This window comes from Bacillus sp. YH3-2-B2 (genome assembly GCF_053663335.1).
The window spans coordinates 762145-780300 of sequence record NZ_JBSJQE010000002.1; the positions used below are offsets into that span (position 1 = coordinate 762145).

Annotated in this window: 20 protein-coding genes and 1 riboswitch; of the genes, 8 read left to right on the top strand and 12 right to left on the bottom strand. The window is 48.1% G+C overall.

All coding sequences use genetic code 11. The features are described 5' to 3' along the window. Positions 1-9: 9 nt before the first annotated feature. The 5 genes from ACWJJX_RS08790 to modA form a co-directional block, all read right to left on the bottom strand. A complete protein-coding gene (locus ACWJJX_RS08790; RefSeq protein WP_003151751.1) occupies positions 10-945 on the bottom strand; it encodes an ABC transporter ATP-binding protein in 936 nt (311 codons plus the stop codon). 119 nt (positions 946-1064) lie between these two features. Next, positions 1065-2168, bottom strand: coding sequence for a sensor histidine kinase (locus tag ACWJJX_RS08795; protein WP_046341496.1), 1104 nt, complete (start codon positions 2166-2168; stop codon positions 1065-1067). A gap of 5 nt (positions 2169-2173) precedes the next feature. After that, complete coding sequence (locus tag ACWJJX_RS08800) at positions 2174-2821, bottom strand: response regulator transcription factor (protein WP_014305805.1); 648 nt, start codon at positions 2819-2821, stop codon at positions 2174-2176. A gap of 93 nt (positions 2822-2914) precedes the next feature. After that, complete coding sequence (gene modB / locus ACWJJX_RS08805; protein WP_014305804.1) at positions 2915-3598, bottom strand: molybdate ABC transporter permease subunit; 684 nt, start codon at positions 3596-3598, stop codon at positions 2915-2917. Continuing rightward, entirely contained in the window at positions 3579-4376 is a 798-nt protein-coding gene (gene modA / locus ACWJJX_RS08810) for a molybdate ABC transporter substrate-binding protein (RefSeq protein ID WP_014305803.1), read from the bottom strand. Before modA ends, modB begins: the two co-directional genes overlap by 20 nt. A gap of 117 nt (positions 4377-4493) precedes the next feature. Here modA and ACWJJX_RS08815 point away from each other — a divergent pair, with 117 nt between their 5' ends. Then, positions 4494-5420, top strand: coding sequence for a substrate-binding domain-containing protein (locus ACWJJX_RS08815; RefSeq protein ID WP_015387723.1), 927 nt, complete (start codon positions 4494-4496; stop codon positions 5418-5420). 30 nt (positions 5421-5450) lie between these two features. On the opposite strand, the gene ACWJJX_RS08820 is transcribed toward ACWJJX_RS08815, so the two are convergent. Together ACWJJX_RS08820 and ACWJJX_RS08825 are read right to left on the bottom strand one after the other, a co-directional pair. Beyond that, the gene (locus ACWJJX_RS08820) at positions 5451-7307 is read right to left on the bottom strand and encodes an LTA synthase family protein (protein WP_139885427.1); all 1857 of its coding nucleotides are present in this window, start codon (positions 7305-7307) and stop codon (positions 5451-5453) included. Between the two features lie 42 nt (positions 7308-7349). Further along, positions 7350-7832, bottom strand: coding sequence for a metal-dependent hydrolase (locus tag ACWJJX_RS08825; RefSeq protein WP_003151759.1), 483 nt, complete (start codon positions 7830-7832; stop codon positions 7350-7352). 183 nt (positions 7833-8015) lie between these two features. Here ACWJJX_RS08825 and sspJ point away from each other — a divergent pair, with 183 nt between their 5' ends. Then, the gene (gene sspJ, locus ACWJJX_RS08830) at positions 8016-8156 is read left to right on the top strand and encodes a small acid-soluble spore protein SspJ (RefSeq protein WP_003151760.1); all 141 of its coding nucleotides are present in this window, start codon (positions 8016-8018) and stop codon (positions 8154-8156) included. Positions 8157-8278: 122 nt separating this feature from the next. After that, a riboswitch (Lysine riboswitch) is annotated at positions 8279-8460 on the top strand. A 110-nt stretch (positions 8461-8570) separates the two neighbouring features. Beyond that, entirely contained in the window at positions 8571-9983 is a 1413-nt protein-coding gene (locus tag ACWJJX_RS08835) for an amino acid permease (protein ID WP_454022908.1), read from the top strand. Between the two features lie 52 nt (positions 9984-10035). On the opposite strand, the gene ACWJJX_RS08840 is transcribed toward ACWJJX_RS08835, so the two are convergent. After that, positions 10036-10950 (bottom strand): class I SAM-dependent methyltransferase, encoded by a 915-nt coding sequence (locus tag ACWJJX_RS08840; protein WP_454022909.1) that lies wholly within the window; start codon positions 10948-10950, stop codon positions 10036-10038. Positions 10951-11096: 146 nt separating this feature from the next. After that, complete coding sequence (locus tag ACWJJX_RS08845; RefSeq protein ID WP_168237168.1) at positions 11097-12035, bottom strand: iron-hydroxamate ABC transporter substrate-binding protein; 939 nt, start codon at positions 12033-12035, stop codon at positions 11097-11099. 247 nt (positions 12036-12282) lie between these two features. Between ACWJJX_RS08845 and ACWJJX_RS08850 the strand changes: the two genes are divergently transcribed. From ACWJJX_RS08850 to ACWJJX_RS08860, 3 genes are read left to right on the top strand one after another with little or no spacing between them, the layout of a single operon-like run. Next, entirely contained in the window at positions 12283-13320 is a 1038-nt protein-coding gene (locus ACWJJX_RS08850) for a FecCD family ABC transporter permease (protein WP_172401312.1), read from the top strand. Further along, positions 13320-14330, top strand: coding sequence for a FecCD family ABC transporter permease (locus ACWJJX_RS08855; protein ID WP_025853867.1), 1011 nt, complete (start codon positions 13320-13322; stop codon positions 14328-14330). Before ACWJJX_RS08850 ends, ACWJJX_RS08855 begins: the two co-directional genes overlap by 1 nt. 18 nt (positions 14331-14348) lie before the next feature. Next, a complete protein-coding gene (locus tag ACWJJX_RS08860) occupies positions 14349-15155 on the top strand; it encodes an ABC transporter ATP-binding protein (RefSeq protein ID WP_454022910.1) in 807 nt (268 codons plus the stop codon). Positions 15156-15189: 34 nt separating this feature from the next. Here ACWJJX_RS08860 and ACWJJX_RS08865 read toward each other — a convergent pair whose 3' ends face one another. The 3 genes from ACWJJX_RS08865 to ACWJJX_RS08875 all read right to left on the bottom strand — a co-directional run bounded on the left by ACWJJX_RS08865 (position 15190) and on the right by ACWJJX_RS08875 (position 17105). After that, complete coding sequence (locus tag ACWJJX_RS08865) at positions 15190-15612, bottom strand: YrvL family regulatory protein (RefSeq protein WP_173613639.1); 423 nt, start codon at positions 15610-15612, stop codon at positions 15190-15192. A gap of 66 nt (positions 15613-15678) precedes the next feature. Next, positions 15679-16839, bottom strand: coding sequence for an oxalate decarboxylase family bicupin (locus ACWJJX_RS08870; RefSeq protein ID WP_007410043.1), 1161 nt, complete (start codon positions 16837-16839; stop codon positions 15679-15681). Between the two features lie 110 nt (positions 16840-16949). Then, positions 16950-17105, bottom strand: a complete 156-nt coding sequence (locus ACWJJX_RS08875; RefSeq protein WP_003151774.1) for a YvrJ family protein — start codon at positions 17103-17105, stop codon at positions 16950-16952. Positions 17106-17345: 240 nt separating this feature from the next. Between ACWJJX_RS08875 and ACWJJX_RS08880 the strand changes: the two genes are divergently transcribed. Then, entirely contained in the window at positions 17346-17882 is a 537-nt protein-coding gene (locus ACWJJX_RS08880; RefSeq protein WP_088005512.1) for a sigma-70 family RNA polymerase sigma factor, read from the top strand. Then, complete coding sequence (gene rsoA, locus ACWJJX_RS08885) at positions 17879-18115, top strand: sigma-O factor regulator RsoA (RefSeq protein WP_003151778.1); 237 nt, start codon at positions 17879-17881, stop codon at positions 18113-18115. Before ACWJJX_RS08880 ends, rsoA begins: the two co-directional genes overlap by 4 nt. The last annotated feature ends 41 nt before the right edge of the window (positions 18116-18156 follow it).

Genomic DNA, 18156 nt, shown 5'->3' on the forward strand with positions numbered 1-18156 from the left:
TCAATAGGGTCAGTCGCGCAGGCTTCTGCCTGTCAGCGTGAGAAATACCGTTTCTAAGTCAGGTGCCTGTTCCTGCAAGGAGCGGATTTCAATGCCTTTGTCCATGAAGTACCGGATCAGGCGGTTTAAATTGTTGACCCCTGTGTCAGAGCTGATTTTCACGCTGTTTTCTTCCAGTACGGCGGCTCTGACGCCGGGCAGCTCCTGAATATCGCCGAGGCTGATGCCGTTTCCGGATGACAGCTCAATCACGACGTCCTTCGTGTCGGTAATGATGGAAGTCAGCTGTTCTTTTGTGCCTTCTGCGATGACTTTTCCGTGGTCGATGATGGCGATGCGCGTGCATATTTCTTCCACTTCCTCCATGTAGTGGCTCGTGTAAATGATCGTGCAGCCCATTTCATTGAGCTTTTTCACTGATTGCAGAATATAATTTCTTGATTGCGGATCAATGCCGACCGTCGGTTCATCCATGATGATCAGTTTCGGCCGGTGGGCAAGGGCGCAGGCGATATTAAGCCGGCGTTTCATTCCCCCGGAAAAATGCTTCGGCAAATATTTGTGTTTATCGCTCAAGCCGACGAATGTCAGGGCTTCCTCGACCCGTTCTTTCAGAGCCGCCCCTCTCAGGCCGTACAGACCTGCGAAGAACTTCACATTTTCATAGGCGTTTAATTCCTCGTAAATTGCGAGGTCTTGAGGGACGATGCCGATATTCATTTTCGTTGCTTTGCTATATTTGAAAATATCTTTTCCGAGAAACAGAATGTCACCGCCTGAAGGTTTTAAAAGACCTGAGATCATATTGATCGTCGTGCTTTTTCCGGCTCCGTTTGCGCCGAGAAACCCGAAAATCTCACCTTCTTTTACGGCAAGCGACATCTGGTCAACGGCGGCATAATCACCGAATTTCTTACTCAGCTGTTTGAGCTCCAAAATGTTCATGTTTCCACCTCTATGTCTTATGATGCTCTTATTATAAAAAAAAGAATGAACGGCCGTTAGTGCAGCTGTTCATTCCTTTGACATGAGAATCTTCATATTTTTCACATGAAAACATTCACTTATTCAACCGGAAGCAATGTCGTGACGGAAAAACCGGCCGTGCCGTCAAAAATAACGGTTCCGTGCAGGACGGCCGCCCGTTCTTCCATACCGAGCATGCCGAGGCCTTTTTTAAAGCGGACGGCGCCGTTTCCGTTATCTTTCACTTCCGCTTTCACGGCTTTATTCAGCACATGGATATCAATGAAAATCTGCGTGGCATCGGCGTATTTCATCGCATTGGTTAAAGCTTCGGTTACGTTTTCCTGAATGACTCTCCAATGCATTTGCGTCAGCCTGTCCAAATCGCCTTGATGCGTAAACGGAACCGGCATCCCGTTTTTGGCCGAAAATTCATCAATAAACGTTCTTAATCTGTGAATGCCCATTTGTTCAGCGGGCGGTTTCATATTTTTCAGCGTTATGCGGATATCCTCTATGCCCTCTTTGGAAATGGTAATGGCGTTTTGGAGCAGTTCAGCCGCTTTGTCCGGATGGGAGCCGAGCATCCGCTTCGCCGCTTCCATCTGAATGAGCGCGCCGGTCATCGAATGGCCGATTTTGTCATGGATGGCTTGGGACAATCTGTTTCTTTCCTCGAGTTTGCCGGTGTACTCCGATTGTTTGATATATTCTGTGCTGCTGTGCAGCTGTTTCGTCAGTTTTTCAATGCTTGAGCGCATGCTGTCCGACTGTTCTTCATATTTCTTCAGCCGATTGCCGGACCGGGCGGCCAAAACGAAAATCGCCAGACAGAACAAGGTTATGACGATATAAGTCGGAAGGTCGCCGTACGGGATAAATAAAAACGGCAAAAACACGAGCAGGCAGAACACATAGCGGTGAACCGGATATTCGGCAAGAACCGCAAAAATGGCGGGCGGCAAAAGAAACAGAAACGCCGGATGGCCTAAGGCGGAAAGCCAAGCGGTCAATGCCAGCGTCATGAGGGTGATCCCGCGCCTCCAAGCGGGCGGCCTGATCATGCAGACCGCGATGCCCAAAGACAGATAAAGCAGCAGAAATAAGACGGCGTACGGCGTGTAAGGGCGGTCTACCGATACGAACAAAAAAGCCGTATAAAAAATAGCGATCAGTCTGCTCATCAGCATCCAAAAATCCATACCGTTCAACGCCCGTTATCCACCTTCCCGGTGATATAAAAAATGGCGATCTGCGTTCTGTGCTCAAGCCCCGTTTTCCCTAAAATAGATGAAATATAATTGGCCGTCGTCCCTTCAGAAATGAAAAGCTGTTTTGAAATTTCCCTGTTCGAGAATCCTTTCGCAATAAGCGACATGATGCTGAGCTCTCTTTCAGTAAACTGGCTTTCATCAATCTGATGCGCGGCTTCCGCCGGCCGGAAAAGGCTGTCTTTTATTTTGTCCAGCACGGTGTCCTGAAGAATGCTGTGCCCGTTGAAAACGCTTTTGATCGCATCGCGGATCCGTTCCGGTTCGGTGTTTTTTAATAAATATCCTTTCGCGCCGTTTTTAATTGCTTCTAAAATATACTCATCGTCGTCAAATGTCGTCAGGATCATCGGCTTCGTATCCGTTTCCTCAGCGATCCGTTTTGCGGCTTCGACGCCGTTCATCACCGGCATGCGGACGTCCAGCAAGGCGATATCGACGGGGTTGTGCTTACAATACTCTGCCGCCTCGAGTCCGTTTTCCAACGTTGCTGATACAGTAAATTCCTCATATGTATGCAAAATGATTTTCATTCCTTCTCTGATGAAAGAATTATCATCCGCGATAATGACATTAATCTTCATAGCCGCACCCTTTGTGTGTTTTTGTTTCATTATATACCATCCGATTTTAAATCAAAAAGCCTCCCGGCGAAAGGTGCGCGGAAGGCAGATCGGTCAAGCGGGCTTTTTCAATTGGATGAAAAACAGCATCAGAAAAGAAATGATCACAATACAGATCACCCACACCCAGGCGAGTGTTTCATTGCCGGAGTCCATCGCGACGTAAATCGCCGTCGGCAGCGTTTGGGTGACGCCGGGAATATTTCCCGCAAACATTAAAGTCGCCCCGAATTCACCTAGCGCCCTTGCAATACTGAGAATGCTTCCGGTCAAGAGGGAGGGAAAGGCAAGCGGGACGGAAATACGGGTGAACACCTGCCACCTGCCGGCTCCGTCTACTTTCGCCGCTCCCTCGATGTCAGCATCAACCGCGGCGAAGCCGGTTTTAGCGGACTGATACATAAGCGGGAAGGCGACAATGGCCGAAGCGATCACCGCGGCCGACCACGTGAAAATGACGGGCTGGTGAAAAATCCGCTCAATCGCCCGGCCGATAAAGCTGTGTTTCCCGAAAATGATAATGAGAATGAAGCCGACAACGGTAGGCGGAAGAACGAGCGGGAGCATAAACAGGGTCTCCACAGCCGTTTTTCCGGGAAATCGCGCTTTCGCCATCCAGGCGCCGGCAAGCGTTCCGAGAATGATGACGGCGATGCCCGACGCCAAAGCCACCTCAAATGACAGTACGACGGGAGTGAAAAACTCCGAAGCCGTAATGTTACTTGGCAGTAAATCCATATTTCTTAAACACTTTCATCGCTTCATCTGACTGCAGATACTGATAAAACGCTTCTGCTTCTTTACGGTGCTTTGTATCCTTGACGATGCCGACAGGATACACGATCGGATCGTGCGTTTTCGCCGGCGCTTCATCGGTGATTTTCACCTTTTTCGAAATCAGCGCGTCTGTTTTATAGACAAGCCCGGCATCGACATTTCCGGTTTCAACATAAGAAAGCACCTGGCGGACGTCTTTTGCATAGACGGCTTTATCTTTTACCTTGTCCCACAGGGATAATGCCGTCAGTGACTGTTTGGCGTATTGTCCGGCCGGAACGGATTCAGGCGTGCCGAGCGCGATTTTTTCCGTGCTGTCTTTTTTCAGGTCATTCAGATGTGTCAGGTGTGCGCTGTTTTTCTCAGGCACGATCATGACGAGATCATTTTTCAAAAGATCCGTGCTGTCCTTTTTGTCGATATCTCCGTCATGAACGAGCTTTTCGAATTTATCTTCGGCTGCCGAGAAGAATAAATCAGCTCCCGCGCCTTGTGAAATTTGTTTTTGCAATGTGCCTGATGATCCGAAGTTGTCTTGAATGGTTACGTTTGAATGTGATTTTTCGTAGTTGGTCTGGATTTCTTCAAGTGCATCCTGAGCGCTGGCTGCTGCAGAAACGGTCAGCGTGACGTTTTCGTTTTGTCCGCCTTTGGACGATTGTCCGGAAGAGCAGCCCGCAGTTGCGAGGAAAACGGCCATAGCCGCAGTTGTGAGTAGTGTCGCTTTCTTTTTCAACATTGTGCACCCCTTATAGCTAAATATCATTAGATCAAACTAATTATAACGCAATTGTACGTGATGGTGCGGTTTTTTTTCAATATCTGAACAGTTATAATAAAAACGGAGCGTGATAATATGACAGAAGCCACTTCCTATACAATAGAAGAAGTTGCGGGCCTTTTGAAGGTCTCCAAACTGACAGTATATGATTTGATAAAAAAAGGACTCATTCCGGCGTACAGGGTCGGAAGACAGATGAGGGTCGATGAAGAGGACTTAAAACAATATAAAGCAAACATGAGAATGTCAAAAAAGCCATCCGCAGCAGAAGCGCCTGACCCGTCACGCGGGCGGGAGCCGGAAAAAAGGCAGTCTGTTATCATCAGCGGGCAGGATGTGTCGATGGACCTCCTCAGCAAACAGCTGGAACAAACAATACAGGCAGCTCCGCTCCGCAAGTACAGCGGCAGTTTGAACAGCCTGATCGAGATGTACCGCGGGGCTTGTGACATCGTCAGTCTGCATTTATACGATGGGGAGACGGGGCAGTATAACATCCCGTATGTGAAGCGCATTCTTTCAGGGGAGCCGTTTGCGCTTTTTCATGTCGTGCTGCGGCAGGCCGGATTATATGTGAAAAAGGGCAATCCGCTGAACATTCAGGGCTTTCAGGACATGAGCCGAAAGGATGTCCGCATCGTCAATCGCGAAAAAGGATCAGGCGCGAGGGTGCTGCTGGATGAACAGCTCAGATCATTCGGCATCACGCCGTCTGATGTCGCCGGATATCATGACATTGTCACGGATCATCTGTCAGCGGCTTCACAAGTATCAAGCGGAAAGGCGGATATCGGAGTCGGGTCGCTGCATGCGGCGCATATGGCAGGCACGGACTTTATCCCGGTGATCAGTGAGCAGTACGATGTGGTCGTCTTAAAACAAAACCGGGAGCTTGTTCAAAGCGTGCGGGACATTCTTAATTCTGAGGAATTCAAGTCTCAGCTTTCTCAATTATCCGGATATGATACGAAAATGACAGGACGGCTCATATATGAAACATGAAAAATCCCTCCATATAACGGAGGGATTTTTTTATTGTTTATAAAACCGCAGCAGGTCGCCGTTTAATATTTTATCGGAAAGCATCAGCTCTTGTTCCGCTTTTTCTTTCTCATCGCTGCACGCGCTCATGTCAGAAAGCGGTTCACCCGTTTTACGGCTGTAACACGTATTTTTCGTATAAATATGGTCATCCGTGATAAAGCTGCCGTTTCTCAGCACCGCAAACGGTGTCCGCTCTCCGGAAAACAGATCATTGCCGAACTGAATGCTGCCTTTCGTTTCAATGCCGAGCAGGTGAAGCAGCGTCGGCCTTACATCAACCTGTCCCGCGGCCGAAGCAATCGTTTCCGGCGCACGGTCGGTCACCCCGGGAATATGAATGATAAACGGCACGCGCTGAAGCTGAACCGTATCAAACGGAGTGATTTCCTCTTTCCCTAAGAATTCGGCAAGTCCTTGATTATGGGCTTCGGATATACCGTAATGATCTCCCATCAGGACGATCATCGCGTTGTCATACAGCCCTTCTTTTTTCAGCTTCTTGAAAAAGTGTTTCAGAGCCTCATCTTCATAGCGGACCGTCGTCACATAGCGGTTTAATAACTCGCTGCTTGTGTCCGGTTCCTCAATGAGCTGATCCTGTTGATCAATTTCAAAAGGGAAATGGTTGGTCAAAGTCAGCAGGCTTGCGTAAAACGGCTGCGGAAGCTTCTTTAATTTTTCCGCTGACTGTTCGAGAAACTCCTTATCCTTCAGGCCCCAGCCTGTTGAATTTTCCTGTGTCACCTTAAATTCATCCGCGTCGAAAAAACGGTCGATTCCGAATGCCCCGTACATCTCATCCCGGTTCCAAAAGGCTTTATGATTGGCATGCAGAACGGCTGAATAGTATTGACGGTCTTTTAACATATGGTACATCGTATTGAACCGGTGGCCGCTTTTTGTGAAAAAAACGGCGCCGCTTGAAGACGGATACAGCGAATTCGCAGTAATGAATTCTGAATCTGATGTTTTTCCCTGTTCAGTCTGCTGATAAAAATGAGTGAAGTCATAACTTTTTTTTCGCAGTTTGTTTAAAAACGGGGTAATCTCCCGTCCGCTGACCCGCTCATCCATTACAAAACGCTGTGTTGATTCGAGCGTAACAAAAATCACATTGCGCCCCTTTGCAAGCCCGAATTTTGAATCGGACGGCCTGCTGTAGCCGGCTTGAGTGTAATTCGCGACCGCCGCAAGGCTGTCTTCATCGGCAAACGCTTTAGCCCCTGCATTCAGCGTCTGCGAAATGGTGTCATACAAATGAAAGTGGAACAGGCCGATTCCTTTTACGAGCGCTTCACGATCAAAAGGGTGCTTGAACAGCTTCGGCTGCTCGGCCTCAGACAGCGCAAGGTTGCACAGCATGAGGCCGGCTGATGCCCACGCATACGCTTTAACGGTACGGGCGCCCGCTTTTCCTTTATCGGCTTTATGCCTTTTTCCAAGATAAAACAAAATCGCAATATCCAAAAATAAAGCGATATAAAGCGGGTGAAACAGCTCTTGGACGCTGCTTCCCATATCACCCATATTGCTTGCCTGAAACAAAACCGGTATGGTGATAAAATCAATATAAAACCCGTAAAACACCGTATTCGCGATTAAAATTCCCGTCAGCATCACATTTGCCGAAAGCAGAAAGATCCGCTGTTTTTTTTCCGTCAGCAAGAGGGCGATGCCGAACAGCGGCACAATGAAGCTCAGCGGATTAATAAGGAGCAGACATTCCTCAAGAACCGAATTGTTCTGCAGACCGAAACCGAGCTTATACACGGCATAGGTTTTCACCCACATGAACAGGATGGACAGGCATAAAAACCGATGATTGCTGAAAAAGGTTTTCTTCATATGTATGACTCCTCACCCTAAAAGCGAAAAGACGCTTTTTGTTTAAGAGATGCGGCCGTGAACCAGTTCGTATAAATAATAGCAGGATACAATCGTTAAGCCGGCCAGCACAAGCTGCTCCGAAAAGCTCCCCGTTCTCATATAAAGGGGAAGACGGAAGCGGATGGCGGACGGAAACAGCAGTTTAATGCCGTTGACGGTCCATGCGTCAAGCACAAGGTGGCTCGCCATTCCGATCATCAGTCCGGCGGAAATGCTCGGATTCGGAATATAGGTTGCCGTAATGAAAAACATAATAAGCATAAACAGCAGGCTGTGTGTAAACGTTCTGTGGCCGAACACCGTGCTTACGATTTTGGACAGAACGGGCAGCGTTCTGCCGATTTTGCTTTTCGTATGGCATATGTCGGGAATCAGCGCCCCGAGGGCACCCGCTGAGGTCATAAGGACCGGATCATACCCATAATAATACGCAATTGCGGAACAAGAAGCGATGCCTCCCATGATGTGTGTTTTTCCTGTCATTTTTCGCTTCTCCTTTTTATTTTTGCCAAAATCCCCTGAATTACAAATATATCAAGAGAATGCATGTTTGATCAACAAACTTTACCTGTTCCGCCAAAAGGAAGGAGACGCGGATTCCGCATATTCTGCCGCGGAAAAAGACACATTATAGGTGTACCTATATTTGATAAAGAGGTGATACAGATGGCTTTCTTTAACAAAGAAAAAGGAAAAAACAGCGATAAAAACAAAAACGTCATTCAAGGCGCGCTTGACGACGCCAGTGCAGCGCTGAAAGACGATCCGCTTCAAGAAGCTGTTCAAAAGAAAAAAAACAACCGCTGACCATATAAGACGGGTAGGGCGAACGCTCTATCCGTTTTCCGTCTAATATTTCCCTTTGACAGATCTTTTTATCTCTGATAACCTCTGAGTAGAATTGAATGATAAAAATCCTCACTCTTTCTCGGTGAGGTAGAGGTTGCGCTTGATGATGAGTCGCACATGCCAGGCTGATAAGGGGCCGCAAAACATGTGTTAAAGGCATCAGCGCCGAAGTGTAAAGAAAGCCGATCCTTCTTTATGCTGGGACTGTATCTGAATAAGTGCAGGACTGCCGCGTGCTTTTTCGCGGAGGGCTATCCGGAGATCAAGGGTGTGTGTGTTTCTTTAAGCATGGACTTTTGTTCAGGCTTTTTTTGCGTGTAAATATGGTCTCGGGGTCTGGTCCGTACGAATGAACAACCAGGAGGTACAGGAATGGAACAGACGAAAAAATGGGGTTTTTGGTTATTAACGGCGTTTGTCGTAGGAAATATGGTAGGCTCGGGCATCTTTTCGCTTCCGAGTACGCTCGCAAAAATCGCGAGCCCGTTCGGCGCCACATCGGCATGGCTTTTAACGGGAGCCGGTGTGTTAATGATCGCGCTGGTCTTCGGCCACTTATCCATCCGCAAGCCTGAGCTGACGGCGGGGCCGCAAAGCTATGCGCGTGCGCTGTTCAGCGATCGGAAAAAAGGGAATGCAGCGGGCTTCACGATGGTGTGGGGCTACTGGGTGGCGAGCTGGATCAGCAACGTGGCGATCATCACGAGCCTTGCCGGATATTTAACATCATTTTTCCCGATTTTAACGGATAAGCGTGAAATGTTTTCGATCGGCGGTCAGGCGGTTACGCTCGGCCAGCTGCTGACGTTTGCCGTATGTACGGTTTTATTATGGGGCACTCACACGATCCTCGTCACCAGCATTAACGGTGCGAGTAAATTAAATTTCGTCACGACGTTTTCAAAAGTATTAGGATTTATCTTCTTTATCATTGCAGGTTTGTTTGTATTTCAAACGTCGTTTTTCGATCATTTTTATTTTCCTGTTCAAACAGGTCCTCACACGGTTGAGGGAATCGGCGGACAGATCCACAATGCGGCGATTTCAACATTATGGGCGTTCGTCGGAATTGAATCGGCAGTCATTTTATCCGGGCGCGCCCGTTCGCAGCGCGACGTGAAACGCGCCACCATTACCGGATTATTGATCGCGCTCAGCATCTATATCATCGTGACATTGATTACGATGGGTGTGCTTCCGCATGGTAAGCTTGTCGGCTCGGAAAAACCGTTTGTTGACGTATTGTACGCGATCGTCGGCAGCGCGGGAAGCGTCATTATGGCGATTCTGGCGATTTTGTGTCTGTTCGGAACGATGCTCGGCTGGATTCTTCTCGGTTCTGAAGTTCCGTATCAAGCGGCGAAATCAGGAGACTTTCCCGCTGCTTTTGCAAAAACGAATAAACAGGGGAGCCCGGTTGTGTCGTTAATCGTAACGAACGTAATGTCACAGATCTTTATCTTTTCGGTTATTTCCCGGACGATCAGTGACGCGTTTACGTTTTTAACGACGGCGGCGACGCTCGCTTATCTGATTCCGTATCTCGTGTCAGCGTTTTACAGCCTGAAGCTCATTTTTACGGGTGAAACGTATGACGAGATAAAGGGCTCAAGAGTAAGAGACGGTATCATCGCCATCCTTGCCTGCATTTATTCTTTTTACGTCATTATTACCGGAACGGCCGATTTAACGACCTTTATTCTCGGTATCGGGCTGTTTTTCGTCGGTTTGCTGTTATATCCTTTCGTCTCAAAGAAATTTGCAAACAACAGACCATCGGTATGACAAAAAGACATCTCACGTCTGTGAGATGTCTTTTTTTGTTGGCGGCAGCGGATTACTTTTTGACGGCGTGTATATAATGAATGGTCTCAAATGCGGTTAAATGGTCAGTGCGTCCGCTGAAAAAACGGTCATTGACGTCCGCCGGAGATACATGTTCATAAATAAGCAGACCTGATGATTCTAATATTTTTTCGATTTCTTTATAACTGAAACACGATAACATCGGTTCCCCGCCTGCTGCAGCCATTTTCACCATGTTTTCCACTCTGTTTGACAGTCCTCTTTCTTCAAAGAGCGACTCATCTGCATAATCAAACACGATAGAGCTTCCCAGCGGGACTTCGGCAAATAATTGTGTGAGCAGGCGGGCGAGATGCTCTTTCGTAAGGTAGTATGACACACCGAGCAGGCTGAAAAAGGTTTTTTGGCGTGAAAAACCTTCCTGATACAGACGGCTGAAAGAAAGCGAAGCGGCGAAGTCCATCGGTACAAAATGAAGATGATGGGAAATGTCGAGATTCAGATGTTTCAATCTGTTTATTTTGTCTTCCTGTGAAGCGGGATGATCGATTTCAAATATGTCTAAGGCGTTTGTCACTTCAGGATGTCTGAAACAGAAAGTATCCAGTCCTGCGCCAAGGATAACATACTGTTTGGCCCCGAGCTTCACTTCATTCAAAAGCACTTCTTCACAATATGCGGCACGGGCTAACGGTGTAGGAGACAGCTGTACTTGAGTCACCCATTTTAAGATGTCATCCGGTTGGCCTTGAAGCCTCTGTGCCATGTCTTTGCTGAAAAATGATATACCTTGAATGAGATGATCGCGGATGTCCGAATGCTCTTTTTCAGAAATCAGATCTTGTGCCAAAAAATCATCAAATATCACCGGGGTGTCGTATTTACTATGGTACGCCCTTCCGAAAGCGGACAGCAGGGAAGTCATACTCGCCTTGTTTTCTTTCATATAAAGATCCTCCGTTATTTACATCAATCTCCGGCCGGGAGAATCTTATTATACATGTTAATCCAAAAATGTAAATTATAGCATAAATAAATTTTTTTGTCAAGTTTTAAGCGTAATAAAAAGCCGCTGTGACAGCGGCTTCGGGGTTACTTCGTTAAGCTTTTTGTGATGTAGTCGAGCTGGCCTTCAAGTGAGATCGGGTCTGAGAAATAGAAGCCGATCGGATCAATGCGGTAGACATGGTTTTGTTTGACGGCATCGAGGTTCTTCCAGATTGAGCTGTCAAGCACGCCTTTGTCGTCACCGCCGGCCTGCCATGGCCCCATAAAGATGTAGTCTCCCGCGAAGTCAGGCAGTTTCTCGAGTGAAATGCTGGCGTAGCCCGGCCCTTGATTAATGGCTTTTTCCTGCGTCAGTTTTGTGGCCTTCAGCCCGAGTTTGTCATAAATAATGCTTCCGCCGCGGCCGAAGTCTTTACCGAATACATAGATGTCTTTTCCGTTTGTCTGCATGATGGAGATGGTTTTTGAGCCGACCGCTTTTTGAACCTTTGTTTTAGCGGCAGCGGTTTTTTTATCCCATTCAGCCAGCCATTTTTCTGCTTTATCTTCAGTGCCTGTCATTTTCGCAAACTCTTTGAATTGATCAATGTTGCTGCGCTTGTCATATTTAATGGCGATTGTCGGCGCGATTTTTTCCAGTTTTTCAATGTCGGCGCCTTGTGTCGTCCAGACAACGATTAAATCCGGCTTTAAATCAATGATTTTTTCAACGGACGTGCCGTCGCCGATGTTTGTCACACCTTTTGTTTCCCCTTTGTAATAAGGGTTTTTAAATACGTTTTGCGGCGCGCCGACAACATTGATGCCGAGCTGTTTGAAGTCGCCGTAGTAGCCGTCAGCCATGACGACGACCCGTTTCGGGTGCTTCGGGATTTTAATATTGCCGTTTTCGGCTTTATACGTGATGGTTTCTTCTTTTTCAGAAGAACCTTTTGTGTCTGAAGAATTGCCGCATGCGGCCAAAGCGGCGATGAGCAGCATGGCAATCAGCGCTGCGCCGATTTTCTTGTATGTATGGAACATCTGACATTCCTTCTTTCATAAAAATTAGTGATAAAGAGAATCATTATCAGTGTGATTATATCACTGCTTTCATAGAGAAGCACGCTCTTTTTTAAGAAAAACTTTCTTTTTTTATATGAAATTAGGTCTATTAAAAGAGAAGATAAAAGTGCTATACTGAAACAAGTCATTGATAATCATTATCATTACCATTCTTGTTTTGAGAAAGGAAGAACGAGTGTTGGGTCTATTGAAAAAGAAACAGACAATGACGGCTCAAGGGGCATCGGGGAGTGAAATCCAGTGGACGGCGCGTTCATTCAGAGCGGCTGTGCTGCTGTGTGCCGGTATTGCGGTTTTATTGATCGGCGCCGCTCTGTCTGTTTCCATCGGAGCTGCCGATATTCATCTGCGGACGGTGTGGGATGCTCTCTTTCACTTTCAGCCGCAAAATACATCTCATCAAATCATACGTGATCTGAGGCTGCCGAGAACCGCCGCCGCTGCGCTCGTCGGGGCTTTTTTAGCTGTGTCCGGAGCGATTATGCAGGGGCTGACGCGGAACCCGCTTGCTGAGCCTTCCATTATGGGCGTGACGTCGGGGTCAGGATTTGCGATCGCATTGGCATTTGCTTTTTTTCCGGGTCTGTCTGCGGCGGGACTTGTTTTGTGGTCCTTTGCGGGAGCGGGAATCGGAGCGCTTATTGTGTTTGGCATCGGCCTGTTTTCAAAAGGCGGGCTGACACCGGTGAAGCTCGCGCTGGCCGGTACGGCAGTCGGCTATTTCTTAACGGGGCTTTCAAGCGCGATTGCGATCCGTTTTGATGTCGCTCAGGATGTGAAGTTCTGGTATGCCGGAGGAGTTGCTTCCGTGAAATGGGAAGGCGTGCAGCTACTGTTGGCGGCCGGTGTTATCGGACTATTGCTGGCATTTCTGATTGCGCGCTCAGTGACGGTGCTGAGCTTGGGTGAGGAACTGGCCAAAGGGCTCGGGCAGTACACATCGCTTGTGAAAGTAATCGGAATGTTTGTCGTTGTCCTCTTGACGGGGGCTTCAGTCTCAGTCGCCGGAGCCATTTCTTTTATCGGCTTGGTGATTCCGCATATCACCCGATTTTTAGTCGGGGTAGATTACAGGTGGATCATTCCCTGTTCGGCGGTATTCGGCGCCGTTCTGTTAGTCTTCAGTGATATTGCCGCAAGACTCGTCAATGCGCCGTTTGAAACACCGGTCGGCGCTTTAACCGCCCTTATCGGCGTTCCCTTTTTCTTTTATTTGGCGCGCAGGGAAAGGAGAGGGCTGTAATGAATGTAAAATCGAAAAAACCGCTGGCGGTCATGGCCGTTACGTTTGTGCTCATATGCATCGTCTTTTTTATCAGCTTAAACATGGGTGTGATCCGGATTGCGCCACTTGATACGATGCGTGTCTTTTTCGGACAGGGGGATGCCCGGGATCAGCTCGTTTTATTTGAATTCAGACTGCCGCGCATGGTGCTGTCATTGCTTGTCGGCGCAGGAATCGCGGTTTCAGGCGCGATTTTTCAAAGCGTGTCTCAAAATGACTTGGCGGAGCCGGGCATTCTCGGCATTAACGCCGGGGCGTCTTTGGCAGTCGTTCTGTTTATCTTCTTTTTCCAAGGGTCAGCTGTTGATCTAAGCATGGCCAGTACATGGCTGCTTCCGGTGAGCGCTTTGGCGGGAGCTTTTCTGGCTGCGCTGCTCATCTATGTGCTGGCTTGGAAAAAAGGCGTTTCACCTGTCCGGCTCGTTTTGGTCGGAATCGGTGTCAATGCGGGGTTTAATGCGCTTCTCTTGATTTTTCAGCTGAAAATGGACCCGCGGGATTTCATGCAGGCGCTTGTATGGATTTCCGGTTCGATTTGGAACGCCAATTGGAAAATGGTGCTGTCCATTTTGCCGTGGCTGCTGGTTCTTTTACCGTTCAGCCTCTATAAAGCCAGGTATTTAAATGTGCTCCAGCTCGGTGATCAGCTGGCGGCGGGGCTTGGCACCCGGGTTGAAAAGGAGCGGCGCGTTCTGCTGATGTCCGCCGTTGCCCTGACCGCGTCATGTGTTGCGGCAGCCGGCGGAATCGCTTTTCTCGGACTCATTGCGCCGCATTTGGCCAGAAGGCTTACCGGGCCGCGCCACCAGACGCTTATTCCGGTTTCAGCTTTGATCGGAGCATTTCTATTTCTGCTTGCCGATACGCTGGCGAGAAATGTGCTTGCACCGTCCGAAGTTCCCGTCGGCCTGGTGATTTCCGTACTCGGAGCGCCGTATTTTGTATATTTGCTGATGAAAACGAAATAGAGGAAGGAGACTGCCGCGATGAACTCATTATCGGCGGAACAGCTTACTGTCGGTTATGGCGACCGTTTGATAGCGAAAGAATTGGATATCGCCATCCCGAAAGGAAAAATTACAACGCTGATCGGTCCGAACGGCTGCGGAAAATCGACGGTTCTCAAAACGATGTCAAGAATCATGAAACCGAAATCCGGCGCCGTCTATTTAAACGGACAGGCGATCATGCAAAAATCCACGAAGGACATCGCCAAGGAAATGGCCATCCTTCCGCAGACGCCTGAAGCGCCGAGCGGGCTGACGGTGTACGAACTTGTTTCTTACGGCAGGTTTCCGCATCAGTCCGGAATGGGCCGCTTGAGTGATAAAGACCGTGACATGATCAAATGGGCGCTTGAAGAGACGGGAATGACCGAATTTTACGACCGGCCGATCGAAGCGCTTTCCGGGGGGCAGCGGCAGCGTGTGTGGATCGCCATGGCGCTCGCTCAAGAAACGGAGCTGCTGCTTCTTGATGAACCGACCACTTATTTAGATCTCGCCCATCAGCTTGAAATTTTGCAGCTGCTGGACAAATTAAACAAGGAGCAGGGCCGCACCATTTTAATGGTCATTCACGATCTGAACCATGCCGCCCGTTTTTCCCAATACATGATCGCCTTGAAAAAAGGGCGCATCATCAAGGAAGGAACGGCGGAGGAAGTCATGACTCCCGGCATATTGGAAGACGTGTTTCAAATTGACGCACAGATTGTAAAAGATCCGCGCACGAACAAACCGGTCTGCTTAACCTACGATTTAATCCGGCATGAAAACGCAACGGTAAGATGAAAAAAAACGCAGAGCCATTCCGGCCTGCGTTTTTTTATTGCGTCCGGGGCTGCTTTTGTCCGGAGACGCATTTATCCAAAACGAAAAAAACCCCCGCCACAATCAGCTCCTCCGTCGTTGACAGCCAAATCTTTTCAATCAGTTTATCCGTCGTATACGCGGTCATCCAGAGGAACAGCAGCTGAACGGTGCTGGCTAAAAGGAGAAAAGGCAGCCTGCCCGTCCCAAAAAAGGTAAAGCTATGTATCATCAGCCGTTCAAGCGGTTCAAAACATAAACCGAGAAGAATAAAAAGCACGGAAAAAAGCAGGACGTACGCCATCGATCCGTAGCTCGTCCCGGCTAATGAAAATACGGCCATCATCACGATGAAATACCCGAGTAATACGGCAGCGGCTGCCAGGGCATACCGGAGCACCTGAAGAAAAAACATTTTCGTCCTGTTTTGATTGATCATCTGTTCAGCTCCTTTTCACACAGAGGAGACTTGCAGAGACGGAACTCTGCAAGTCGGTGTGTGTCTTCAGCATTTCTTTTTGACGACAGGGTGTTTCTCTTTCGAAAGAATATCCGTAAAGTCTTTGCCCAGATCCAGATGCTGCTGGACGAATTTCTCAGGAAGCATGGCAAGCCATTGGTTCAGGGACACATCGGCATAGTGGTCATCCTTGAAGATTTCCAGGAAGACGAGCGGCTCATCCCCCAAATTCTCCACATAGTGGCCCATTGCGAACGGAACGTAACCGACATCCCCGGCCTGATAGTTAAATGTTCTTGCATGGCCGTCCGATGCAAAAACCGTCATCCGCCCTTTACCGGAAATATAATACTGCCATTCATGCGTATTCGGATGCCAGTGCAGCTCTCTCATTGCGCCCGGTTCGACCACGACAAGCGCTGAAGCGATCGTTTTGGACACTTTGAAGTTTGTGGAATCCGCGATATATACTTTGCCGCCGTCCGTCTCAGCAGTCGGACCTTCATCCAGCAGGCGGTAAGTGAACGGATAAGGCACTTCGCCGTTCGGGCCTTCCACAATGTCATCTTTCAGCTTCCCGGGAACCGGCTCTTCAAAGATATATTTTTCTTTCCCGGGCAGGCCGGCGAGGTCTTTTTCTGAAACCCCGAAGTTGTTGGCGATGACATCAAGCGGCGTGTGGGCAAGCCAGTCAGTCACTTGGAATGTGCTGTTTTCTGAGAAGGAACCGTCATCAAACACCAAGAGGAATTCACAGCCTTCTTTCAGCGCCTGAATGGAGTGCGGCAGGCCTGACGGGAAGTACCACAGATCTCCTTCCTTCACGTCATCGATAAAACTGCGTCCCTGTTCATCAACGATCGTGACCCGCGCTTTGCCCGTCAGCATATATGCCCATTCGGCTTCTTTATGCCAGTGCAGTTCACGGATGGCGCCCGGTTTTAAACGCATGTTGACAGATGCCAGATTTTCAGAAATCGGCAGCTCGCGAACGGTCACCTCACGCGCGTACCCGCCCTTTTCCAGCCGGTTGTGCACATCTGAGAAAGAGAATTTCATATTATCCACTGTGCCGTGATCCGTTTCCGGCGGCGTCAGCATATCCGGATTTTGGCGGTCTCTTTCAAGATTGCGCGGAATCGTGACGGTCGCTCCTTTGTCTCCTCTGATCGGCTGCGGGATATTGCAGTTGTTTTCTTTTGACATGTAAATCGTCTCCTCTCAAGCTTTGTGAAAGAGAATGTGAAAGGCCTTTCGTTTTCCCTTCTGCTTTGTTAAGTGATGCGTTCCGATGAAAAGTCAACTTCGTGTGAAAATTAATTTTTCATTTTCTGCTCTTTCAGTTCCGTCATCAGTTCGATCAGGGCGTCAAACTTCTTCTCAAACCGTGTGAGAAGATACATGGCAATCAGAGCCGGAAAGCCGAGATTGCCGATCTGTCTGACCGCTTCTTCTATAAAAACCTGATCCATCACCAGCCACCTCCTGACTTGACCTGCAGTCATGTATATAAGTGAAAGAAAGAGCGGCTCCTGTAAACCTGATATCCCGGTTGAGGGTCTTTTTTGTTCCGGCAAATCCGGGACATAAGGAATGCGGAATCTTAGTCGGAAAGGAGTAGTTTACTTTTTTTTGCTTTCTTTCATTTAATTTAAATAGGGGGCGGTTTTATGGACTATCAAGTTCTTTTACGGTCAAAATGCAAGGAAATTATGAAACATCCGATCGTTAAACATTTTTTAAGTGACCCAAAGCATTACGAGAAATTTAAAAATGTGCTGGAACATTCAGACGAGAAGGATGCAAAATCATTGGACGACCATTTTAAACAGTTTTATAAGGAAATCCGGATCATCAAATATATGAACTCTATGATCCGGATTTTCTCCATCGATTTTGACAAGCGCATCCGTAAAAATCAGAATCGCTATCCGCTGACGGTGGATCAGCCGGAGGGAGGTGAAGCGCTTCCCTATGAAATGGGAAAAGACGCGTATGAAGAGTTTCTGCGGAAGCAGGGAGATTTGAGCCAGCATGTCCAAAACCGTGATTTATACGAAGCGCTTCAGACGTTAACCGATAAACAAAAAAGCGTGCTGACGAATATTTATCTTCACGGAGCGACGATGAAAGAGATTGCCGAGTCGCTGGGTGAATCACGGCAGAACATTTCCAATATTCATAAAAAAGGGCTCGACAATCTCAGAAAGCAGCTGGACAAGCAAAAAAAGGGGGAAAATAAGCAGTGAACGGGCCATTTGACTTCAACAAAGAGAACACAGATACCGACGAAATGGAACTTTTGATTTCGCGTTTTTCGCCAATGATAAAAAAAAAACTGAGCAATACATCATACCAGGAAAGAGAAGACCTTGAACAAGAATTGAAGATTAAAATAGTTGAAAAAGCGGACATGCTGTTATGCCAGGAAGTGCCGGGTTTTTGGGAATTTATACTTCATCTTATAAATGAAAGCTCCTGACAAAAGCGGCGGGATGATGGATATTCCGCTCTGACACCGTG